This is a genomic window from Bacillus sp. NEAU-Y102 (assembly GCF_054788175.1).
The window spans coordinates 93843-116591 of sequence record NZ_JBTWFK010000005.1 but is presented as its reverse complement, the minus strand read 5'-3'; the positions used below and the strand labels follow the sequence as shown (position 1 = coordinate 116591).

The 22749-nt window shown below is 34.4% G+C and carries 20 protein-coding genes, 1 pseudogene and 1 riboswitch; of the genes and pseudogenes, 18 read left to right on the top strand and 3 right to left on the bottom strand.

The window, feature by feature from the left end:
- Positions 1 to 4: 4 nt before the first annotated feature.
- Positions 5 to 133, bottom strand: coding sequence for a hypothetical protein (locus ACYFX0_RS14595; RefSeq protein WP_000031873.1), 129 nt, complete (start codon positions 131 to 133; stop codon positions 5 to 7).
- Positions 134 to 273: 140 nt separating this feature from the next.
- A riboswitch (cyclic di-AMP (ydaO/yuaA leader) is annotated at positions 274 to 420 on the top strand.
- 144 nt (positions 421 to 564) lie between these two features.
- Here ACYFX0_RS14595 and ACYFX0_RS14590 point away from each other — a divergent pair.
- From ACYFX0_RS14590 to ACYFX0_RS14555, 8 genes are all read left to right on the top strand, one after another.
- Positions 565 to 2391 (top strand): APC family permease, encoded by a 1827-nt coding sequence (locus ACYFX0_RS14590; protein ID WP_000254886.1) that lies wholly within the window; start codon positions 565 to 567, stop codon positions 2389 to 2391.
- 598 nt (positions 2392 to 2989) lie between these two features.
- Positions 2990 to 4150 carry a non-hemolytic enterotoxin NHE subunit A gene (gene nheA / locus ACYFX0_RS14585; RefSeq protein WP_000751828.1) on the top strand — a complete coding sequence of 387 codons (1161 nt, stop codon included), beginning with the start codon at positions 2990 to 2992 and terminating at the stop codon, positions 4148 to 4150.
- A 37-nt stretch (positions 4151 to 4187) separates the two neighbouring features.
- A complete protein-coding gene (gene nheB, locus ACYFX0_RS14580) occupies positions 4188 to 5396 on the top strand; it encodes a non-hemolytic enterotoxin NHE subunit B (protein WP_000162968.1) in 1209 nt (402 codons plus the stop codon).
- Positions 5397 to 5503: 107 nt separating this feature from the next.
- Positions 5504 to 6583: a non-hemolytic enterotoxin NHE subunit C gene (nheC, locus tag ACYFX0_RS14575; RefSeq protein ID WP_001171999.1), complete on the top strand. Its 1080-nt coding sequence runs from the start codon at positions 5504 to 5506 to the stop codon at positions 6581 to 6583.
- A 623-nt stretch (positions 6584 to 7206) separates the two neighbouring features.
- Positions 7207 to 8436, top strand: a complete 1230-nt coding sequence (locus ACYFX0_RS14570) for an aminopeptidase (protein ID WP_000141970.1) — start codon at positions 7207 to 7209, stop codon at positions 8434 to 8436.
- A gap of 146 nt (positions 8437 to 8582) precedes the next feature.
- Entirely contained in the window at positions 8583 to 9953 is a 1371-nt protein-coding gene (locus ACYFX0_RS14565; RefSeq protein ID WP_001012299.1) for an alpha/beta hydrolase family protein, read from the top strand.
- Positions 9954 to 10358: 405 nt separating this feature from the next.
- A complete protein-coding gene (locus ACYFX0_RS14560) occupies positions 10359 to 10943 on the top strand; it encodes a TetR/AcrR family transcriptional regulator (protein WP_000710979.1) in 585 nt (194 codons plus the stop codon).
- A 62-nt stretch (positions 10944 to 11005) separates the two neighbouring features.
- Entirely contained in the window at positions 11006 to 11629 is a 624-nt protein-coding gene (locus tag ACYFX0_RS14555) for a GNAT family N-acetyltransferase (RefSeq protein ID WP_001071938.1), read from the top strand.
- Between the two features lie 306 nt (positions 11630 to 11935).
- Here the strand turns inward: ACYFX0_RS14555 and ACYFX0_RS14550 are convergent, their stop codons facing one another.
- Positions 11936 to 12247, bottom strand: a complete 312-nt coding sequence (locus ACYFX0_RS14550; protein WP_000637518.1) for a heavy metal-binding domain-containing protein — start codon at positions 12245 to 12247, stop codon at positions 11936 to 11938.
- A gap of 91 nt (positions 12248 to 12338) precedes the next feature.
- Positions 12339 to 12992, bottom strand: a complete 654-nt coding sequence (locus ACYFX0_RS14545; protein WP_001009305.1) for a CPBP family intramembrane glutamic endopeptidase — start codon at positions 12990 to 12992, stop codon at positions 12339 to 12341.
- A gap of 639 nt (positions 12993 to 13631) precedes the next feature.
- Here ACYFX0_RS14545 and ACYFX0_RS14540 point away from each other — a divergent pair.
- The 10 genes and pseudogenes from ACYFX0_RS14540 (at position 13632) to ACYFX0_RS14495 (ending at position 22609) form a co-directional block, all read left to right on the top strand.
- The gene (locus ACYFX0_RS14540; protein WP_000169651.1) at positions 13632 to 14222 is read left to right on the top strand and encodes a TetR/AcrR family transcriptional regulator; all 591 of its coding nucleotides are present in this window, start codon (positions 13632 to 13634) and stop codon (positions 14220 to 14222) included.
- Positions 14223 to 14485: 263 nt separating this feature from the next.
- Positions 14486 to 15433: a sugar-binding transcriptional regulator gene (locus tag ACYFX0_RS14535; protein ID WP_000409784.1), complete on the top strand. Its 948-nt coding sequence runs from the start codon at positions 14486 to 14488 to the stop codon at positions 15431 to 15433.
- A 306-nt stretch (positions 15434 to 15739) separates the two neighbouring features.
- On the top strand, positions 15740 to 16411 hold the full coding sequence (gene deoC / locus ACYFX0_RS14530; protein WP_001017441.1) for a deoxyribose-phosphate aldolase: 672 nt from the start codon (positions 15740 to 15742) through the stop codon (positions 16409 to 16411).
- A gap of 98 nt (positions 16412 to 16509) precedes the next feature.
- Complete coding sequence (locus ACYFX0_RS14525) at positions 16510 to 17691, top strand: NupC/NupG family nucleoside CNT transporter (RefSeq protein WP_000876177.1); 1182 nt, start codon at positions 16510 to 16512, stop codon at positions 17689 to 17691.
- A 36-nt stretch (positions 17692 to 17727) separates the two neighbouring features.
- The gene (locus ACYFX0_RS14520) at positions 17728 to 19029 is read left to right on the top strand and encodes a pyrimidine-nucleoside phosphorylase (protein WP_001983022.1); all 1302 of its coding nucleotides are present in this window, start codon (positions 17728 to 17730) and stop codon (positions 19027 to 19029) included.
- Positions 19030 to 19062: 33 nt separating this feature from the next.
- Positions 19063 to 19458: a cytidine deaminase gene (locus ACYFX0_RS14515; RefSeq protein WP_000358532.1), complete on the top strand. Its 396-nt coding sequence runs from the start codon at positions 19063 to 19065 to the stop codon at positions 19456 to 19458.
- A 355-nt stretch (positions 19459 to 19813) separates the two neighbouring features.
- Positions 19814 to 20089 (top strand): TIGR04197 family type VII secretion effector, encoded by a 276-nt coding sequence (locus ACYFX0_RS14510; protein WP_016077862.1) that lies wholly within the window; start codon positions 19814 to 19816, stop codon positions 20087 to 20089.
- 41 nt (positions 20090 to 20130) lie between these two features.
- Positions 20131 to 20493, top strand: a complete 363-nt coding sequence (locus ACYFX0_RS14505; RefSeq protein ID WP_460270826.1) for a DUF3958 family protein — start codon at positions 20131 to 20133, stop codon at positions 20491 to 20493.
- Positions 20490 to 21231 (top strand): annotated as a pseudogene (locus tag ACYFX0_RS14500) (T7SS effector LXG polymorphic toxin); the annotation flags it as partial. The gene ACYFX0_RS14505 and the pseudogene ACYFX0_RS14500, both read left to right, overlap by 4 nt.
- Positions 21232 to 21994: 763 nt before the next feature.
- Positions 21995 to 22609 carry an immunity protein Imm33 domain-containing protein gene (locus ACYFX0_RS14495; RefSeq protein WP_000849724.1) on the top strand — a complete coding sequence of 205 codons (615 nt, stop codon included), beginning with the start codon at positions 21995 to 21997 and terminating at the stop codon, positions 22607 to 22609.
- Positions 22610 to 22749: the final 140 nt, after the last annotated feature.

The window sequence follows — 22749 nt, the reverse complement described above, 5'->3', positions numbered from 1 at the left end:
CAAATCATTTATTTCTTTTCGTTCTATCTGTCAAATTTATTTCCTGTTCACGTTTACCATATAACTGATTAATTTCATTTGCTACTGCATCTAAATATGAATCGGAAAAAATAGGCTTCTTTTCTTTAGACATATGGGTCTCCTTTGTGGATTTTTTAGTATTCATTATGTATATTTCTCAGCGGATTATGCGCAATCATTTTAATTTTTTTCTTATTAAAAATTTTTGTTTACTTTTTGAAAATAAAGGAGTATTATAATCCACAGTTTCAATTTTCTAAATCGCTGAAACCGCATGGTACGGGGGACCCGTTTTTACGGATTAGTACATAATCCGATGGGGTGAATCCTTGAAAAAGGTAGGGCTACTCATAGGCCCGAATCCGACAGCTAACCTCGTAAGCGTTATATTGAGAAGGAAGGTGGAGCTTGTGCGACAAAAAAAATAATGTCTACAAGTCTATTTCGCTATGGCTTGTAGACATTTTTTGTTTTCTGAAGAAATAGTTTACTGGCTGTAACAAGCAGAAAAGTTCGTACAAAATTATTGGAGAGTGGACAGCATTGGTTTCATCTATTAAAAGATTTTTAATTGGAAGACCGTTAAAATCAACGGAGCTTGGAGAACAAAAGCTTAATAAAACGAAAGCTTTAGCTATTTTATCTTCTGACGCATTGTCATCAGTTGCTTACGGTCCAGAGCAAATTTTAATTGCTTTAGCAGGTGTTGGAGCGATCGCCTATTGGTATTCCATTCCGATCGCTGTTGGGGTATTAGTATTATTGACAGCCCTTATTTTATCTTATCGTCAAATTATTTTTGCTTATCCGCATGGCGGGGGAGCGTATGTTGTATCAAAAGAAAATTTAGGGATGAATCCAGGCTTAATTGCTGGAGGATCTTTATTAGTTGACTATATTTTAACTGTTGCGGTAAGTGTGTCCGCGGGTACAGATGCAATTACTTCTGCGTTTCCTAGCTTACATGCACATAACGTAATTATTGCGGTTATATTTGTTATATTAATTACGATATTAAATTTAAGAGGAGTAACGGAATCAGCTTCCGTGCTAGCATATCCTGTTTATTTATTCGTTTTAGCACTATTTATATTAATTGGTGTGGGCATATATAATATTTTAACTGGTCATGTTTCACCTACTTTACATGCGCCGATTGGAACACCAGTTGCAGGAATTAGTTTATTTTTATTACTAAGAGCATTTGCATCAGGTAGTTCTGCTTTAACAGGTGTTGAAGCAATTTCAAATGCAATTCCGAACTTTAAAGATCCTGCGCCAAACAATGCTGCAAAAACATTGCTTGCAATGGGTGCATTACTTGCTGTGTTATTTTCAGGAATTGTATTTTTAGCTTATTATTACGGAGTGACTCCGAGTAAAGAAGTAACAGTTGTTTCTCAAATTGCTGAACAAACATTTGGACGTAATTTCATGTACTATTTCATACAAGGTACAACAGCTTTAATATTAATTCTCGCTGCTAATACAGGCTATTCTGCATTTCCTTTATTAGCGGTTAACCTTGCAAAAGATAAATTCATACCGAGAATGTTTACGATTAGAGGAGACCGTTTAGGTTACTCAAACGGTATTATTATACTTGGAGTTGCTTCGATTATTTTAATTGTAGCTTTCCAAGGACAAACAGAACATTTAATTCCACTATATGCAGTAGGTGTATTTATTCCATTTACACTTTCTCAAACAGGGATGGTATTAAAATGGCTTCGGGAAAAACCTGAAGGATGGGCTTTAAGATTAACGGTTAATTTAATTGGTGCAGTTATTAGTTTTATCGTAATGAGCATGTTCTTTTTAACTAAATTTGCACAAGTTTGGTCGATACTTATTTTCTTACCTGCAATCATATTCTTATTCCACAGAATTAAGAAGCACTATGATGCGGTAGGTGATCAGTTAAGTTTAAAAACTTGTGAACCACTTGTTCCGATTAAGGGAAATGTAATCGTCGTTCCGGTAGCTGGTATGACTCACGTAGTAGAAAATTCATTGAACTATGCTAAGGCTCTTTCGGCAGATCAAGTTATTGCTGTATATGTTGCTTTTGACAGGGAAGAGGAAAAGAAATTTGAAGAGAAATGGAAAAAGTGGCAACCTGAAGTTAGGCTTGTTACATTACATTCTCATTATAGAAGTATTATCCAGCCGCTAACGAAGTTCATCGATACAGTGCAATATAAGGCAAGTGAATCGAATTACCGCGTTACGGTCGTTATACCACAGTTCATTCCGAAAAAAGGTTGGCATAACATTCTTCATAATCAATCCAGTTTACTCATACGTGCGTATTTACTTTATAAAAGAAATGTTGTTATTACGACAGTTCCATATCATTTGAAAAAATAAGAAGATTTTTTAAGGATAGCTTCGTGAAAATGAAGCTATCCTTTTTGTGTATATGCTATGCATAATTGCATATGGGCTCGAAAATTATATTTATATAATTTTATCAGTTATTTTCAAGTAGTGTTTTCTGTTGTGATATGTAGATATTTCAATCTATAAAGTGAATCGGATTATATTTTGAAATAAGGACACGAAAGCTTGAAAATAAAGGGAATGAAAATACTTCTTTACGTTATATAAACAGCTGTGTTTAAATGACCTTACAGTACAAAACATATATGAAAACAAAACGAAATTTCATATTTACGTATGTTGTTTAGTTTAAAATGAATAATATTTTTATGTAATATATTCACTGTGTGAATGTGGGGATTTCGATGAAATAGAAAATTTATACAATATTATTCATACTAAACACATATGAAAAATAATAAAATGTTTTGTGATGATAAGTAAGTACTGTAGCAATACGAGAGAGGTGGTTCGTACATGGATCGCGGTGAGAACGTTCTCTATTTTAACCATCTCAAATTATAGGTAAGAAAATAGAATAATAAAATGCGATAGTAATAGTTGCTAATACATAGGAGGAGTTAAAGTGAAAAAGACTTTAATTACAGGGTTATTGGTTACAGCAGTATCTACGAGTTGCTTCATTCCTGTAAGCGCTTACGCTAAGGAGGGGCAAACGGAAGTGAAAACAGTATATGCACAAAATGTAATTGCTCCAAATACATTATCCAATTCAATTAGAATGTTAGGATCACAATCACCGCTTATTCAAGCATACGGATTAATTATTTTACAACAGCCAGATATTAAGGTAAATGCGATGAGTAGCTTAACGAATCATCAAAAGTTTGCAAAGGCGAATGTACGAGAATGGATTGATGAATATAATCCGAAGCTAATTGACTTAAATCAAGAGATGATGAGATACAGCACTAGATTTAATAGCTATTATAGTAAGCTCTATGAATTAGCAGGAAACGTAAATGAAGATCAGCAAGCAAAAGCAGATTTTATGAGTGCATATGGAAAATTACAATTGCAAGTACAAAGCATCCAAGAGAGTATGGAGCAAGATTTATTAGAGTTAAATCGATTTAAAACAGTATTAGACAAAGATAGTAACAACTTATCAATTAAAGCCGATGAAGCAATAAAAACACTGCAAGGATCAAGTGGAGATATTGTGAAATTAAGAGAAGATATTAAAAGAATTCAAGGTGAAATTCAAGCTGAATTAACTACTATTTTGAATAGACCTCAAGAAATCATTAAAGGTTCTATTAATATTGGTAAACAAGTATTTACAATCACAAATCAAACTGCACAAACGAAAACAATCGATTTTGTTTCTATCGGTACTTTAAGTAATGAAATTGTAAATGCTGCAGATAGTCAAACGAGGGAAGCAGCTCTTCGCATTCAACAAAAGCAAAAGGAGTTATTGCCACTTATTCAAAAGTTATCACAAACTGAAGCAGAGGCGACTCAAATTACATTCGTTGAAGATCAAGTAAATAGCTTTACAGAATTAATTGATCGTCAAATTACAACTTTAGAAACGTTATTAACGGATTGGAAAGTTTTAAATAATAATATGATTCAAATTCAAACAAATGTCGAAGAAGGCACGTATACAGACAGTAGTTTACTTCAAAAACATTTCAATCAAATTAAAAAAGTAAGTGATGAAATGAATAAGCAAACAAATCAATTTGAAGATTACGTTACAAACGTTGAAGTACATTAAACAGAAAAATAATTAGCGATATAGGGAGAGAAGAAAAATGACAAAAAAACCTTATAAAGTAATGGCTCTATCAGCACTTATGGCAGTATTTGCAGCAGGAAATATTATGCCGGCTCATACGTATGCAGCTGAAAGTACAGTGAAACAAGCTCCAGTTCATGCGGTAGCAAAAGCTTATAATGACTATGAAGAATATTCATTAGGACCAGAAGGCCTAAAAGATGCAATGGAAAGAACAGGTTCAAATGCTTTAGTAATGGATCTGTACGCTTTAACAATTATTAAACAAGGTAATGTTAACTTTGGAAATGTATCGTCTGTTGATGCGGCTTTAAAAGGGAAAGTAATTCAGCACCAAGATACAGCTAGAGGAAATGCGAAGCAATGGTTAGATGTATTAAAACCACAGCTTATTTCAACGAATCAAAATATCATTAACTACAATACGAAATTCCAAAACTATTATGATACTTTAGTTGCTGCAGTTGATGCAAAGGATAAAGCGACTCTTACGAAAGGCTTAACTAGATTATCAAGTAGTATTAATGAAAATAAAGCACAAGTGGATCAGTTAGTAGAAGACTTGAAGAAATTCCGAAATAAAATGACTTCGGATACGCAAAACTTCAAGGGTGATGCAAATCAAATTACATCTATATTAGCTAGTCAAGATGCAGGAATTCCGCTATTACAAAATCAAATTACAACGTACAATGAAGCAATTAGTAAATATAATGCAATTATTATCGGTTCATCTGTTGCGACAGCTCTAGGACCAATTGCAATTATCGGTGGTGCAGTAGTTATTGCTACGGGCGCAGGAACACCGCTAGGAGTAGCATTAATTGCAGGTGGTGCAGCAGCTGTAGGCGGTGGTACAGCTGGAATCGTATTAGCGAAGAAAGAGCTTGATAATGCACAAGCAGAAATTCAAAAGATAACAGGACAAGTTACAACTGCGCAATTAGAAGTAGCTGGATTAACGAACATTAAAACACAAACAGAGTATTTAACAAATACAATTGATACTGCAATTACAGCGTTACAAAATATTTCAAACCAATGGTACACAATGGGATCAAAATATAATTCTTTACTTCAAAATGTGGATTCAATTAGTCCAAACGACCTTGTTTTCATTAAAGAAGATTTAAACATTGCGAAAGATAGCTGGAAAAATATTAAAGACTATGCAGAAAAGATTTATGCTGAAGATATTAAAGTAGTAGATACGAAAAAAGCATAATTGAATACGAATCGTTAGAGCGTTAAGTGTTGATGAATGATTTGAAGCTCCTGTTCAGTTGTGAGCAGGAGCTTTTTATACTCTTATAAAGAAAATAGGTGAAAAGTATGCAGAAAAGATTTTATAAAAAATGTCTTTTAGCGGTAATGATTGCTGGGGTGGCAACGAGTAACGTATCTCCTTTACATCCTTTTGCAGCAGAACAAAATGTAAAGGTACTACAAGAAAATGTGAAAAACTATTCTCTTGGACCAGCTGGATTCCAAGATGTAATGGCACAAACGACATCGAGTATATTTGCAATGGATTCATATGCAAAATTAATTCAAAATCAACAAGAGACGGATTTAAGTAAAATAAGTTCGATTAATAGTGAATTTAAAGGGAATATGATTCAGCATCAAAGAGATGCAAAAATTAATGCAGCATATTGGTTAAATAATATGAAGCCTCAAATTATGAAAACGGATCAAAATATTATAAATTACAATAATACTTTTCAATCGTATTATAACGACATGTTAATAGCGATTGACCAAAAGGATAGCGGAAAATTAAAAGCGGATTTAGAAAAGTTGTATGCGGATATTGTAAAGAATCAAAATGAGGTAGATGGATTATTAGGAAATTTGAAAGCTTTTCGCGATAGAATGGCGAAAGATACAAATAGTTTCAAAGAGGATACAAATCAGTTAACAGCGATATTGGCAAGTACGAATGCTGGTATTCCAGCTCTAGAGCAACAAATAAATACATATAACGATTCGATTAAAAAGAGTAATGATATGGTCATTGCTGGTGGCGTACTTTGCGTAGCGCTAATAACATGTCTTGCTGGCGGGCCGATGATTGCGGTTGCAAAAAAAGATATCGCAAATGCAGAAAGAGAGATAGCTAATTTAAAAGATAGAATTTCAGGAGCACAAGCAGAAATCGTAATTTTGACTGATGTAAAAAATAAAACAACAAACATGACGGAAACAATTGATGCAGCAATTACAGCACTACAAAACATATCAAACCAATGGTATACAGTAGGTGCGAAATATAATAATTTACTACAAAACGTAAAAGGAATTAGTCCGGAAGAGTTTACGTTTATAAAAGAAGATTTACATACAGCGAAAGATAGCTGGAAAGATGTAAAGGATTATACAGAAAAATTACATGAAGGTGTGGCAAAGTAAACAGTGGGCTAGTTCCGCTGTTTATTTTTATTCCGTTTTTTTGTGAGAGTTGAACTTGTAATTTTATATATAAGTTTTCATGTGTTTTATCCATGTGTGTATAAAAAATCTTTTTGTTATCGCTCCCTTTGATAGAATCCATTTTCACATAGGTTTTTTACCGAATTTTTTAAAAATTAAATTTTACGGCTTGATAATTCGTTTAAAATGATTTAATCTTATGTCAAATGATATATTTATCTATCAAAAATGCTTTTGTAAAGATAAAGGAGTGATTGAGAATGTTAAACGCCCCAGTGATGGTAAGCCTTTAGGTGCAACCACATTGAAAAGATTGGGAAGAAATGAGTGAGCTTTCACAATAAAGAACTCTATAACTTTATGTAGTGTTTGATGCCCTTTGATTAGATTTTTTTTAAAAACAAACCAATATTAATTGAATCAAAGTTTAGAAATTAAATATATGAGTAGTAGAAAAAAGCCATTAGTTGTTATCATGTCTTGATGAAAAACATAAAAAATAGGCAAGAAAAATTCTGAGAAAACCTGTTCAGAAAGTATGGTATGAAAGCAAGTTAGTGATGGGAATTCAAAACCAATTTGATAAAAGTGAGGTAAATAATATGACTTTTGAAGAAAAATTACAAGCATATGCAGAACTTACGGTGAAAATCGGTGTGAATATTCAACCAGGGCAATACTTATTAGTCAATACATCAGTGGATGCATTGGATTTCGCCCGTATAGTTGTGAAAGAGGCTTATAAGGCTGGGGCAGGGCGTGTTCATGTTAATTTCTCGGATGAAGAAATGGAACGTGCTTACTTTGATTATGCCTCAGATGAAGAATTTAATCGCTTCCCAGAGTGGATAGTCAAAATGAATGATGAGCTGATCGAATGTAAAGGAGCATTATTAATGATAGATGCTACAGATCCTGATAAATTTACAGGTATTTCATCTAATCGTCTAGCTACCTATCAAAAGGTAGCAGGAGCTGCTCTGAGCAACAATCGCAACGCCGTAATGAAGGATTCAGTAGCTTGGTCTATGGTAGCAGTTCCTTCACCAAAGTGGGCATCGAAGGTGTTCCCGGATTTAGCAGCTGAGGATCAAGTACCAGCATTATGGGAGGCTATTTTTAAAGCTGTTCGTATTGGTGAAGGCAGTGCTATTGAAAAATGGCGTGAACATGTAAAAAATTTAGAATCTCGTGCGGTCCTACTGAACAATAAAAAATATATAAAGCTTCACTATACAGCGCCAGGTACTGATTTAACAATTGCATTAGCACCACAGCATAAATGGATTACTGGAGGTGGTAAAACTCCTGATGATACTATCTTTATGGCTAATATGCCGACCGAAGAGGTTTATACGTTACCGATGAAACAAGGTGTAAATGGCTATGTAAGCAATACAAAACCATTAGTTTATCAAGGGAATATTATCGACGGCTTTAAACTGACATTTGAAGAAGGAAAAATTGTTAAAGCTGAAGCACAGGTAGGACATGATTTATTACAGGAGCTTATTAATGTGGATGAAGGCTCGTGCTATTTAGGTGAGATAGCACTTGTACCAAATGAATCACCAATTTCAGCATCGGGAATTTTATATTTTAATACATTGTTTGATGAAAATGCATCGAACCATTTAGCGATTGGTAAAGCTTATCCAACTTGCTTAGAGGATGGAAGAGATTTAGAAAACGATCAGCTTGAAACGTTAGGTGCAAATATTTCAGTAACACATGAGGATTTTATGATTGGCAGCAGTGAGATGGACATCGACGGTATTCTACCAGATGGAACTGTAGAACCAATTTTCCGTAAAGGTAGCTGGGCATTTTAAGTTTTTAATTTGAAGAAAGGAGTAGAGTGGATGAAACGGTTACTAAGCATAATTGGTGCAACTATATAGGGGGTTCATCTGCTTTTGCTTAGGCTGAAAACTACCTCTTTAATTAGAAGTAAAATACATTCAAAGGAGATAGGCCAATGAATTTCTGGGAAGTTGTTTTGATAGTAGTGAATTTTAGTCTATTGAGTTGGATACTGTTAATAGGCAGAGAAACGAAAAAGTGGTCTAAATTAGCTACTTTGATTGCCGTTGTAATGGTTACAGTTCAGTTATTGGCAGAAGGTTTTAGGTGGCAGATGATTCCGGCATATGTATCCCCAGTTATCTTAATTTTATGCTATTTATTAACTGGGCGGAAAAAGGGCTGTAGAAGTTGGGGTATATTCATAGTTAAGACCTCGTTGCTATGTATCTATTTGTCTGTAGCAGTGGCGCTACCCTTACTTATGCCAGTATTTTCATTTGAAGAACCAACCGGCCCACATAGGATCGGTACGAAGGTATATCATTGGATTGATCATCAGAGAAATGAACCATATTCGAAAAATCCAACCGATCGGCGCGAACTGATGGTGCAAATTTGGTATCCTACAGCTGAAAAAAGTAAAGGGGATCCAGAACCTTATATTCGTAACATAAATGAGCTTTCCAAGGGATTGGAAAAAACATTGTCCATTCCTGCATTTGCATTCAGCCACATGGAATTGGTAAAATCTCATTCGTTTATGGATTTACAACTCTCAGATTCAGAGAATCATTATCCCATATTACTTTTCTCTCATGGTTTTAATGGTTTTCGTAATCAAAACACGTTTCAAGTTGAGGAGTTGGCTAGTCAAGGATATATTGTTCTAAGTATCGATCATACCTTTGATGCTGCAGCTACCGTCTTTCCAGATGGTCGAACTGCTTACGTACAGCCCATCAATTTAACTGATGAAGGGGATAGCCACATAAAATTATGGGAGGAAGATGTCAGCTTTGTCCTTAATCAGATAGAGAAACTTAATCAAAACGATGAGATCGGCTTCTTTACAGGAAGAATGGATACTTCGCGAATTGGAATGTTTGGTCACTCTTACGGTGGAGCTACCGCAGCACAAATACTTGCAAAAGATTCTCGTGTCAAAGCAGCTATCAATATGGATGGTACATTGTATGGAGAAATCTTTCCTGAAAGTGGAATTGGAAAACCATTTCTACTCATGAGTGCAGAAGAGCCTGATGAAGCAGATCCCTATGAAGTGAGGGAGCGATATGGACGTGGGTTAGCTGGTGGTGGTATGTCAATGGTCATACCTCATACGGATCATACAAGCCTCACTGATTTACATTTGTTCTCCCCTCTGTTGCAGAGCCCAGGTGAAAACCCAAAGGAAGTTCATCGTATTATCAACGAATTCAGCCTGGCATTTTTTGACCAGTATGTAAAACAGAAGGATGACGGCTCAACCCTTAAAAGGCTGATGACCAAATACCCGGAAGTGAATTTGAAAGTAAACCGATAACTTTATGCAGAAAGAAGCTTCATTATAAAATATTCAGTAATTAAATGAAGTGCAACCGGATTTAATAAAAGTAGAAAAATTACTATAAGTATTAATGCGTCATGAAAAATAGTTTAAAAAACCTAGATAAGGTAATCAATTTCTCTACTAAGAAAGCGATTCGAACCATTTCCTTTGGTTCTTGTATTTATTACATTAAATAATTTAATTTCTTCATCGTTATCTAAATAATGAAATGCTAAAAATGAAACATTCAAAGTACTATCAGTTTCAGTAATATAATTCTTTTTGAAAAGCTACATTCAGCATCTGGACACTTTATTTGAGATTGTTTATTATAATATCAAATGATATATTTTTCTATCAAAAATGACGAATTTATACAGAAAAAGGGAGAGATTGACGATGAAGAAAGACTTGTCAGCGTTGAAGGAAGCGAGATTTAATGCAATTCTTGATTCGGCTACTATATTGCTTGTTGAAAATCCTACTGCTTCGATGAATGAAATTGCGGAATATGCGGGAATTGGAATTGCTACACTCCATCGCTACGTCGAAAGCAGGGAGAAATTGATGCTGTTCTTAGGCCATCGGGCTATACAACTGGTAAGTGATACTGTAAACCAGATTCCACTGGATGAGGAAAGAAGCGAAAACTATATCCCGGAACTCATTGAAGCGTTAATCCCTTTAGGTGACAAAATCTATTTTCTAGGTCATGATGCATCTGTATTTAACAACAAAGAATTAGGTGAAGCAGAAGAGAAGCTGAGGGAACCCTTACGACGCGTTATTGAGCTGTTACAACAAAGAGGTTATTTTCAGCAAACGGTTAGCAGCGAATGGATTTTGAATACGCTTTATGCTCTGCTTTTCCATACTTGGGAACAGGTACATGAAGGAAATGTGGCTAAAAAATCTGCTGCAGAGCTTGTTTTAAATACATTTTATTATGGTTTTAAAGCTAAGGATGATTTGAGAGGTAAGTGAACTGATTCAAATCCATGATAATTAATATCAATAATACAGAAAGCGAAAAGGAGGACTGGGAAATGAATCAAATCTCTATTGTAAAGGCTGTTCATCAATCCATGGTCGGCGCCCAGTTAAATGTAATGGCATTGGAATACATGGCGTTTCCACTTGCAGGATCTGAGGAGAAGAACACAGTCGAAGGGACATTTTGTAAGCTCTGGCGGCAGGAGAACAACCGTTTTAGTCATCAATACGCTTATGAAGCTCAAATGGACGGGAAAACTTTAGGGATGATTACTTGCTATCCCATACCCGTTTTAAACCGTCTTGCCTGGTCCACTTTTAAACAGCTGCTTTCATTCCGAAAGCTGGGTTTTGTTATTTATAACATTTTGAATATCAAAATGCTTTATTCCATGTTTACCTTGAAGGAGGGAGAAGATGACGAGTTTCACATCGGAACAATTGCCTTATTGCCCGAAAGTCGAGGACTAGGGATAGGTACCAGACTACTTAAGTTTGCCGAGGAACAAGCTTCCCTGCAAGGCTTTGCCAAATGCTCTCTGACGGTAAAGAAAGAGAATCAACTTGCCATTAAATTGTATCAGAGGATAGGCTACCAGATTACAGGCGAAATTAATAAACCAAAGTTATCGTTGTACAGAATGGTCAAAAACGTAGAATCTTACAACCGTTTATAAAAAATTTGTACCGTATCAGGGTACTGCCACATACCTATCAACCGAAATATTCTGAATTATCAACAAAATAAAAATGAACTTTTTGTTACAAGTTAATACAAAATTTCGTTCTGGAGGCACTAAAAAATTTTAGCTTGATAGTGATGGGATGGGGCCTCTATATAAAAAAACACAGTTTACACTCAAACTGTGTTTTTCGACGTACAATGATTTATCAACATCTCTTATTATTCTTTAAAATCTGCAACAGAACCAGGATTTCCCCTCAAAGTATAAATTCCAAGGGGAACCGTTTTTTTTATTTACTTATATACGTACAGCTGTACCACTGACAGCAACCATTAACATTCCATCACGAACAACTTCGTAATCTACGTCAATACCAACGATAGCGTTCGCACCTTTTTCTTTTGCAAGTTCTTTCATTTCGCCCATTGCAATATCACGAGCGTCTTTTAGCTTACTTTCATAAGCACCAACACGGCCACCGACAACATCACGAACGGAAGCGAATACATCGCGGACAATATTTGCACCCATAATAGCTTCACCATTTACAATATCAATATACTCAATAATCTCTTTACCTTGAATTCCAGAAGTTGTTGTTACAATCATGACTGACACTCTCCTAATATCTTATAATTTTTGATTAGCTTTCTTATGCCATAGAAAAAGTATTTTTGGCACCAGAAACAAGTCTAGTTTCTTACAGAATGAAACCAAGGCAATTGTTTAACATGTGTATCGCTATAACATATGCAATGGATCTTTTAGAAATAAGATAAGCCGCAGTAAGTATCAACGATCCAGGTAAATAAATAGCAATATCCGAAAGTTGGTTCGTATGAAGAAGTGTAAAAATCATAATCGAAATGATAGATGCAATAGCAGTACCAATATGGTAAGAAAAACGATTTATTAATATGTGACGAAACACAATTTCTTCAAGTATTGGACCCAGAATACCAAATACAAGCAATGTAAATACAAGAGGTACCTCCGCACCCGTTTCAAGGAGCTGCTCTTGGTTCTCTGGTTGACCAGTTGCTAGAAAACGCATAACACACTGTTCCACAATTACCGTAAATAAAACTACCATAGGAATACTTACTATTTTCAAAATTGTCTTCTCTTTAAAATAAGTAAAACTTTCAATAATTTCTTTCCTAAAGAAAATGATTCCTACAATAGCAGGTACAGTAAAACCGATGGCACTAAGAACAAATTCTGATTCAACTAAATTGACATTAGCTAAAAGTGATATGCCAAATAATATGTACAAGCCAATTTGAAATGGTACAAACATTGTAAAGATTATGAGCATAATGATTTCTTTTTTATTCATTTTTATAAAGTTCACTGTATTGCCCCCATAATTAAATTACCTATAATTTTTGATTTTTCTCTCTGCATAACGTTCTCCTTCTAAATATATTTATATAAGATTATAAACCGGACGGTTCGGTCCGGAACCTAATGATACTATAAGTTTCTAGTTTTTTAAACCCTTTTTATAAAGTATTAACAAAATCCAAATGGAAAAAAAGCAAATATATTTATATCTCAGTTTCTTTGGTACAATTTAATTCCAGTAATCATTAATGATTACCCTTTTATAGAATGAAGTGAAAGTGGGGATAGTTCAAACACTTTAGCTAAACATATTAATCAAAATTATATATAATAATCATATGTCTATACGTTAAATTTAACTATATATTTTTACACCTACTACGAAGTTAGGTGAAATTAGTTGTATAACATGACTGAATTAAATAATTGGTCATGTTAATTTTGACAGAAAATTCATTTGAATGATATAGATAATACAATTTGATTAATCTCTTTTCAAACTGTATTGTTTGAGGTTCACATAATATAGGGGTTGATAAGATATTTTCGCTCCAAACTTCTTTATACTTACAAAAAAATTCAAGAAAATAGATGGTAAATATCACCTGGAATATTAAGCTCGTTTTTATTAGGAGGATTACAAAGCATGACTAAAGTTGATAAGGTTAAAGAAAAAATTATTGAAACATCTTTATATTTATTTAATACTAATGGGATAACTCGCACATCCATCCAGGATATAATGACAGCTACTGAACTACCTAAAGGATCTATTTATCGTAGATTCAAAAGTAAAGAAGAAATTGTCCTTGCTGCCTACGACAAAAGTGGTGAGATTATGTGGAGTCATTTTCATAAAGCAATGGAAAATAAAAAGACAGCAATCGATAAAATCCTTGCAATTTTCCTTGTATATCAAGATGCAGCTAATAATCCTCCTATTGCTGGAGGCTGTCCATTACTTAATAGCGCAATTGAAAGTACTGGAGTATTTCCAGAATTACAAAAAGCAGCAGCAAAAGGTTATGATGATACAGTAATGTTAATGGCTTCTCTCATAAAAGAAGGAATAGAGAAACAAGAACTTAAAGAAGATATAGAGGTTATATCACTTGCTTCCTTTCTTGCATCTTCAATGGAGGGGGCTATTATGGCAAGTCGAGTATCTAACGATAATATACACCATCATTATTTTATTGAACAAATAAAACATCATCTTTTCACTTATTCTAAATAAGTGGGAACTTGCATTGTTTTCATCCAATTTTTATAAAATTAAATTGAATACATACCCCTTATAACCAGTATCTTCTGTTTATAAGGGGTATTTGAATAGTTTTTAGACGATGGTTTATGTTTCTTATTGAACGGTTTCATTGTATATAATAAGTGGAATATAAGTTCAGTTAGATAAAATTCGGTAGTCGAATTTTTTTGCATAAAGCTGTATAATGCTTGTAACGAAAGGGAAATACAGGAAGGGATTTGTAATGAGTTACTATGGAAAAAGATAAACAACAATTAAGCGTTGAAGTTGCAAGATTATATTATCAATCAGATTATAGTCAGCAAGAAATTGCTAACAAATTAAATATTTCAAGACCGACGATTTCTAGATTGTTAAAGTACGCGAAAGAAAAAGGGTTTGTTCAAATTAGCATCGCCGATCCATTTGCGGATTTAGATAACGTTGGGAATTTACTGAAAGAAAAATACAACTTGTTAGAGGCACATGTTGTATTTTCTCCAGTACCGGAATATGCAACGATTACAGAGTATATAAGTAAATATGCTGCTGAGTATATGGAAAAGACAGTTAAAAATGGTGATATTGTTGGTGTAAGCTGGGGAATGACTATGTATGAAATCGCTAGAAAAATCGTACCGCAACATGTAAAAGGGGTAGAGGTTGTCCAGCTAAAAGGTGGTATTAGTCATTCAAGTGTAAATACATATGCGAATGAAACGATAGCTTTATTTGCAGATGCTTTTCAAACGACGCCAAGAAATCTACCTCTTCCAGTTATATTTGATAATGCAGTGACAAAAGAATTAGTAGAGCAGGATCGACATATTCATCACATTATCGAAATGGGGAAGCAAGCGAATATTGCAATTTTTACTGTAGGAACAGTGCGAGATGAAGCGCTATTATTCCGATTAGGTTATTTCGATAAGGAGGAAACAAGTTTACTCAAAAAACAATCGGTCGGTGACATTTGTTCACGTTTCTTTGATGGAGACGGAAATATTAGTAGTGAAGAAATTAATAAGCGGACCATTGGAATTGAGTTAGAGGAACTGAAATTAAAGAAACGCTCTATTTTAGTTGCAGGTGGTAATAGAAAAATAAAAGCAATTGATGGTGCGTTACGTGGCGGGTATGCAAATGTATTAATTATCGATCAGCATACAGCAAAAGAATTGTTACATTATCAAAAAGATTAGAAATAAAAGGCGTTCTCAAAATGTTAATTTTGAGAACGCCTTTTATTTTGTTATGTATGAATGATAGGTGTTTTTTTGAACACAAATTGCCTTTTTAAAAATAATTATGGATATGGAGATACATACTACCATTGTTAATATAAAAGTTTTGATTTTAAATAGGAATTGTTTCTTAGTTAGAATGCGCTTTATTTACTACAAGAAAATTCCTTTTAAAAAAGAATGAACAAAATTTCAAAAGTGTATTTACATTTGTTCAACTAAGAGTTAGAATGAAGTTGTTAAAAGATATGAGGAGTGAAGATAATGAACATTGCAAAGTTAATTGACCATACAATTTTAAAAGCTAATACTACTAAAGAAGATGTTATGAAAGTAATCGAAGAAGCAAAGGAATATAAATTCGCTTCTGTTTGTATTAACCCAACATGGGTAAAATTAGCGGCTGATGAACTAGCTGGACATGATGTAGACGTTTGTACTGTAATCGGTTTCCCATTAGGAGCAAGCACTACTGAAACAAAAGCATTTGAAACAAAAGATGCTATCGCAAAAGGTGCAACTGAAGTTGATATGGTAATCAACGTAGGCGCTTTAAAAGATGGCGACAACGAACTTGTTGAAAAAGATATTTATGAAGTAGTACAAGCAGCAAAAGGAAAAGCTCTTGTAAAAGTAATCATTGAAACTTGTCTATTAACAGATGAAGAAAAAGTACGCGCTTGTGAATTATCAGTAAAAGCTGGTGCTGACTTCGTAAAAACTTCAACTGGATTCTCAACTGGCGGAGCAACTGCTGAAGATATCGCATTAATGCGTAAAACAGTAGGACCAAACGTTGGTGTAAAAGCATCTGGCGGTGTTCGTACACGTGAAGATGCAGATAAAATGGTAGCTGCTGGAGCTTCTCGCGTTGGAGCAAGTGCTAGTGTTGCAATCGTATTAAATGATGCAAAAGGTGCTACAGATAACTACTAATCGATAAAAGGTTAAAGCAATAGATATACGTTTAAAGTATATCTATTGCTTTAACAATTAAAAAAATGTAAGCGGATACGAATGGGAGGAAACGGCTTATGAAATACTTAATCGGTGTTTTTGGCCTCGTATTGATTTTAGGTATCGCTTGGCTTGCTAGTAATGATAGAAAGAAAGTCAAATATCGTCCAATCATAACGATGGTTATATTACAATTCATTTTGGGGTTTCTATTATTAAATACAAGTATAGGGAATATATTAATTAGCGGAATAGCAGATGGTTTTGGAGAGTTATTAAAATATGCCGCTGACGGTGTGAATTTCGTATTTGGTGGATTAGTAAATCAAAAAGAGTTTTCGTTCTTTTTAAGTGTATTAATGCCAATCGTATTTATATCAGCCTTAATCGGTATTTTGCAACATATTAAAGTATTACCTATTATTGTGAAATCTATCGGTCTAGCATTAAGTAAAGTAAATGGAATGGGGAAACTAGAATCATATAATGCTGTTGCTTCTGCGATTTTAGGACAATCTGAAGTATTTATATCAGTTAAGAAACAACTAGGGTTATTGCCAGAGAAAAGAATGTATACATTATGTGCATCGGCAATGTCTACAGTTTCTATGTCTATCGTTGGATCATATATGGTGTTATTAAAACCACAATATGTTGTAACCGCTTTAGTGCTTAACTTATTCGGTGGCTTCATCATCGCTTCTATCATTAACCCGTATGAAGTTACTGAGGAAGAAGATATGTTAGAAGTACAAGAAGAAGAGAAAAAGACCTTCTTTGAAGTATTAGGGGAATACATTATTGATGGATTTAAAGTTGCGATTACAGTAGCAGCTATGTTAGTCGGTTTCGTTGCTCTTATCGCATTCATTAATGCAGTATTTAAAGGTGTAATCGGTATTTCATTCCAAGAAATTCTTGGTTATGCATTTGCACCATTTGCATTTATTATGGGTGTACCTTGGCATGAAGCAGTTAATGCCGGAAATATTATGGCAACAAAATTAGTATCAAATGAATTTGTCGCAATGACAGATTTAGCACAAGGAAACTTTAATTTCTCAGATAGAACGACAGCAATTATATCTGTATTCTTAGTTTCATTTGCAAACTTCTCTTCAATTGGAATTATTGCAGGTGCAGTTAAGAGCTTAAATGAAAAGCAAGGGAATGTAGTCGCAAGATTTGGTTTGAAATTACTATTCGGTGCAACGTTAGTAAGTTTCTTATCAGCAACAATCGTTGGCTTATTATTTTAATAGATTCATATAATATAAAAAGGAATGGTGATTGTAATGAGAATGGTAGATATTATCGCAAAAAAACGTGACGGCAAAGAACTAACGACTGAAGAAATCAAATTCTTTATTAATGGATATACAGACGGAAGTATTCCTGATTATCAAGTGAGTGCGCTTGCAATGGCAATCTTCTTTAAAGATATGACAGATCGCGAACGTGCAGATTTAACGATGGCGATGGTTGAGTCTGGAGAAACGATCGACTTATCAGCAATTGAAGGAATTAAAGTAGACAAACATTCAACTGGCGGTGTTGGTGATACAACAACTTTAGTATTAGGACCATTAGTTGCTGCTTTAGATGTACCAGTAGCAAAAATGTCTGGTCGTGGTTTAGGACATACAGGCGGAACAATTGATAAATTAGAAGCGGTAGAAGGATTCCACGTTGAAATTACGAAAGAACAATTCATTGATATTGTAAACCGTGACAAAGTAGCTGTTATTGGACAAACAGGAAACTTAACACCTGCAGATAAAAAGATTTATGCATTACGCGACGTAACAGGAACTGTTAACTCAATTCCTTTAATCGCAAGTTCAATTATGAGTAAAAAAATTGCAGCTGGTGCTGACGCAATTGTACTTGATGTAAAAACAGGTGCTGGTGCATTTATGAAAACAGAAGAAGATGCAAAAGAATTAGCACATGCAATGGTACGTATCGGAAATAATGTAGGACGTCAAACTATGGCTGTTATTTCGGACATGTCACAACCGCTTGGTTTTGCGATTGGTAACGCTCTAGAAGTAAAAGAAGCGATTGACACGTTAAAAGGTGAAGGTCCAGAAGATTTAACAGAATTAGTACTTGTATTAGGTAGCCAAATGGTCGTACTTGCGAAAAAAGCAAATACGTTAGAAGAAGCTCGTGAAATGCTAATTGAAGTGATGAAAAACGGAAAAGCAACTGAGAAATTTAAAGAGTTCTTAAGCAATCAAGGCGGAGATAGCTCAATTGTAGACAATCCAGAAAAAATGCCACAAGCGAAGTATGTAATTGATGTACCTGCAAAAACTTCAGGTGTTATTTCTAACATTGTTGCAGATGAGATTGGTATTGCAGCTATGTTACTTGGTGCAGGTCGTGCAACGAAGGAAGATGAAATCGATTTAGCAGTAGGATTAATGTTACGTAAAAAAGTTGGCGATGCAGTAAAAGAAGGCGAGCCATTCGTAACAATCTACGCAAATCGTGAAAATGTAGAAGATGTAAAAGCAAAAATTTATGAGAACATCTCTATCGCTGAAACAGCAGTGGCTCCTAAATTAGTTCATACAGTTATTACTGACTAATCATCATTTCATTTACTTTGAGGGGGAAATAATATGGATAAGAAAAAATATATTGAAGAAGCAAACAAGATGTTATCGAAAGCGTATATTCCGTATTCTAAATTTCCTGTTGGCGCAGCGTTAGTTACGAAAGAAGGGAAAATCTATACTGGTTGTAATATAGAAAATGCTTCTTATGGTTTATGTAACTGTGCAGAAAGAACAGCAATATTTAAAGCGGTATCAGAAGGGGAGCGCGATTTTAGTTACTTAGTTATTACAGGAGAAACTGATGGACCGATTTCACCATGTGGTGCGTGTAGACAAGTAATTGCTGAATTCTGTGATCCGAAAATGCCTGTATTATTAACGAATGTAAAAGGTGATGAAAAAGAAGTGACTGTTGAGCAATTACTTCCAGGTGCTTTCTCAATAGAAGATTTAAAATAAGTTGAAAAGTGAACTGCACCTCCAGTTGTTAGACACGAATAACAATTGGAGGTGCAGTTTTTTACTTTATATTGCGGTGAATTATTTACTGATATTTCGTCCTCTTTTTCATCAATTTATTATTTTACCACATGTGAAATTTTAAAAAATAAATATTAAATATTAAATATTAATGTAGTGTAAGTACAATATAAATTCCCAATTAATATTAAAAGATGATAGGCTATTTTTATAATTGAATTACCTTTCGTACTCTAAAAAACGCCCTACCAACAAAGGTTCTCTATCAATATAAAAATCTATACTAATATGGTATAATTTTCATGCTCTATTAAGTATAGAAGGGGTTTATACGATGGGACAATTTCAAAGTAATTTTCAAAGCGCTACACAAATCGCAACGCAAATGAGGGCAGCTTCAGATACAATCCAAAGCGCAACAAATCGTTCTATAAAAAAGGCGACACGTACTACGCTTTCAGTTAATTCAAAAGCACAAGAAGCGAACCAACAAGTTTTAGATTTGACGAAACAATTTTCCACCGCCTTTCAACAAGCGGTCGATAATATTCATTCGGTAGCCAAAGAGTTTGAGAGAATGGATCACGAGCTTCACAATGCTTTCCGCTAATATGACCACCTTCGTAAAGATAAAACTTTAGGAGGAAAAAAATGGATCGAGATATCAAAAAACAAATTAAACAGTTAAATCAAAAATTACGAAGTGTATTTGAAGAACAGGACCGAAATCAATCCGCGCTTCGAACTCAGGAACAAGCGGAAGCTGATTTTCACGAATTTAAAAATCGAAGCAACCGCTTATTTAACCGTATTTTAGAAACTTGGCACAACGATAAAGAGTTATCTCATTTCTTTATAAATATCCGTCAAGAAGCACAACACATTGAGCGAAAACTTACATTTGAATTAGAAAATCAAAAAGAAACATTACTTAAAGAAAGACGAGACCTTAGTGATTCAGAAAACGACCTATCCTACCAGCAACAACAATTAGCAAGGGAGGTCAATGCATGAGTTTAAATATGTATTTGGGAGAAGTACAAAGCCAAACTCAAAGCATGAATGCTGTATGTACAGCTACCATTCAAGGTATGGAACAAGCCATTCAATCGATTGATGCTTTTACAAGTGATACCGTTCTATAAGGGCAAACTTACGATAGTGCAAAAGCATTTTTCGCAGAAACCTTTCGCCCTTTAGCACAAGGAATCATATACTTATGTGAAGAATTAATCCGTCAGAACGATGCATTTCCAAGTCAATTTCAATCACAAGTAGCTCAGGCAGATGTAATTGAACAAGAAATATTAGAACAAATTCGAGAGATTGACCGAATGAAAGCAAGTATGGAAGCCATCACTCAAACTATGCCAATACCAGGTATAGACGCTATGGCAAATCTTTTTACTGTCATGAGGAAAAAACTTCAAGAAAAGTTAGACCATCTACATGAATTTAATCAAACGTCTAGCAATAACTATGCTACAGCAATTCAATTAGCTAATAGTATTGCTACAGGTCTTGCAGAAGTACAAAGTGGAAAAGGTTTTAGTCCTGCAAGTGGTACATTTAGTACACAAGTATTGAATATGGAGTGGACGACTTCTATCCAGGCGATTACAGAAGATAGGAATCGTCAGGCTGATAATTCAATTGAAGAAGGTGCAATGTGCGGTAAAATTTCGCCTAAATCTGACTTCGAGAAGGCTTGGGAAAGAGAGAAAAAGGATCTAAGTGATGCATGGACTGGTATTTCTACAGGTTTTGTAGATGGTGCTGTAGATGCATGGAATACTTTATCAGATTCATTCATTAATGATTTCTGGAACGGAGATATGGAAAGTAGAGAGCACTATGCTGCCTATGGTGTAGCATCATTATTAACAGGTTTTATTGGTGATAAAGGTCTTAGTAAAGCAGGACAAGCAGGGAAGTTAGCAATCGCTGGCAACCTAGCAAAAGGAAAGTCGTTTATGACTAATTCTGCTGCATATAGAAATGTATTAACTGATTTTAAGTTGAACACTGGAAACCGTTTGGCTTATGCTGATGTTGGAGGAAGTTCTATAAAATATGAACTTGGTGGGGCATACCAAGAAGCGAAAGACTTATTAAATCAATTTGCGGTTTCAAAAGAGGAATATAAAGATTTAAGGAAGAGAACACCCAATAATAGGATAAGAAAAAGCGTAAATACAGACGTACCCAAAATTGATCCTGTATATGGTTATGAAGTGGAAAAACTTGAAGCTGACCACATTGTTTCAATGAAAGAAATAACGGACATGGAAGGTTTTGACCTATTACCGAGAGAACAACAAATAGAAGTGCTTAATATGGATGTAAACTTTGTTGGACTTGGAAAACCAACAAATGCTTCTAAGAATGCAAAAGATTGGAGTACATGGCCGGGGCACCCTAAATACGGCGGAAATTATAAGACTAGAAATGTTAGAACGTGAAGCAGTGGCTAGAGAAGCTTTGAAAAAATCAATAAAAGAGAGGTTACAATCCATTGAAAACAATAGTTAAAAATATAGGTGGTAAAAAGATAATAGCTACAGCAGAAGAACATTTAGGCCCCCAGATAGAAAAGTTATTGTATTTGCTAACTAAAGTAGAAGATAACAAATTAGTTGATAGATTTTCTATGCAAGTTGGTTGGTCTATTTTTGTTCTATCCAAACGTGAAGATGGGTATCATATTATTGCCCCAGATTATACAAAAAATCCATTTAAGGATACTACAGATGATCTAACAATTGCTTTATGGGTGCAATTAGAACAAGTGCATTGTTTACGTCAGTTAAATATTGACGGTGAAACAATAAAGTTTAGCGATAAAATAGTGACTTCAAAAAATGTGTTACAACTAGATGAGGTTTATTTACAAAGAGCTAGGGATTGTGACAAAGGTGATTCTGGTTGGTATATCGGTCCTGTCGATGAAACAGAAGAAACTGACGGTGAATTAGAAGCATATTACGCATATCAGCTACTAAAAATTAGACCTTCAATTATTCAAGTTTTAGCCTTACCTTATGAATATCTGGTAGTTTTTGAGAAAGATAAAATCAAAGCCATTTTAGATGATAATGATGTCGATGTTTGGAATGGAGTTACAAACTAAGATTAGTTAAGTTCTAAAATAATTGAGAGGGCTTAACCGCATGAACTCAAAAATCCCAGAAATTCTAGGAATATTAGACGGTTATGAGAAAAGGGTAATTTTAGTAATTATAGAAACTGAAGCAATGGTTTAAATTAAGC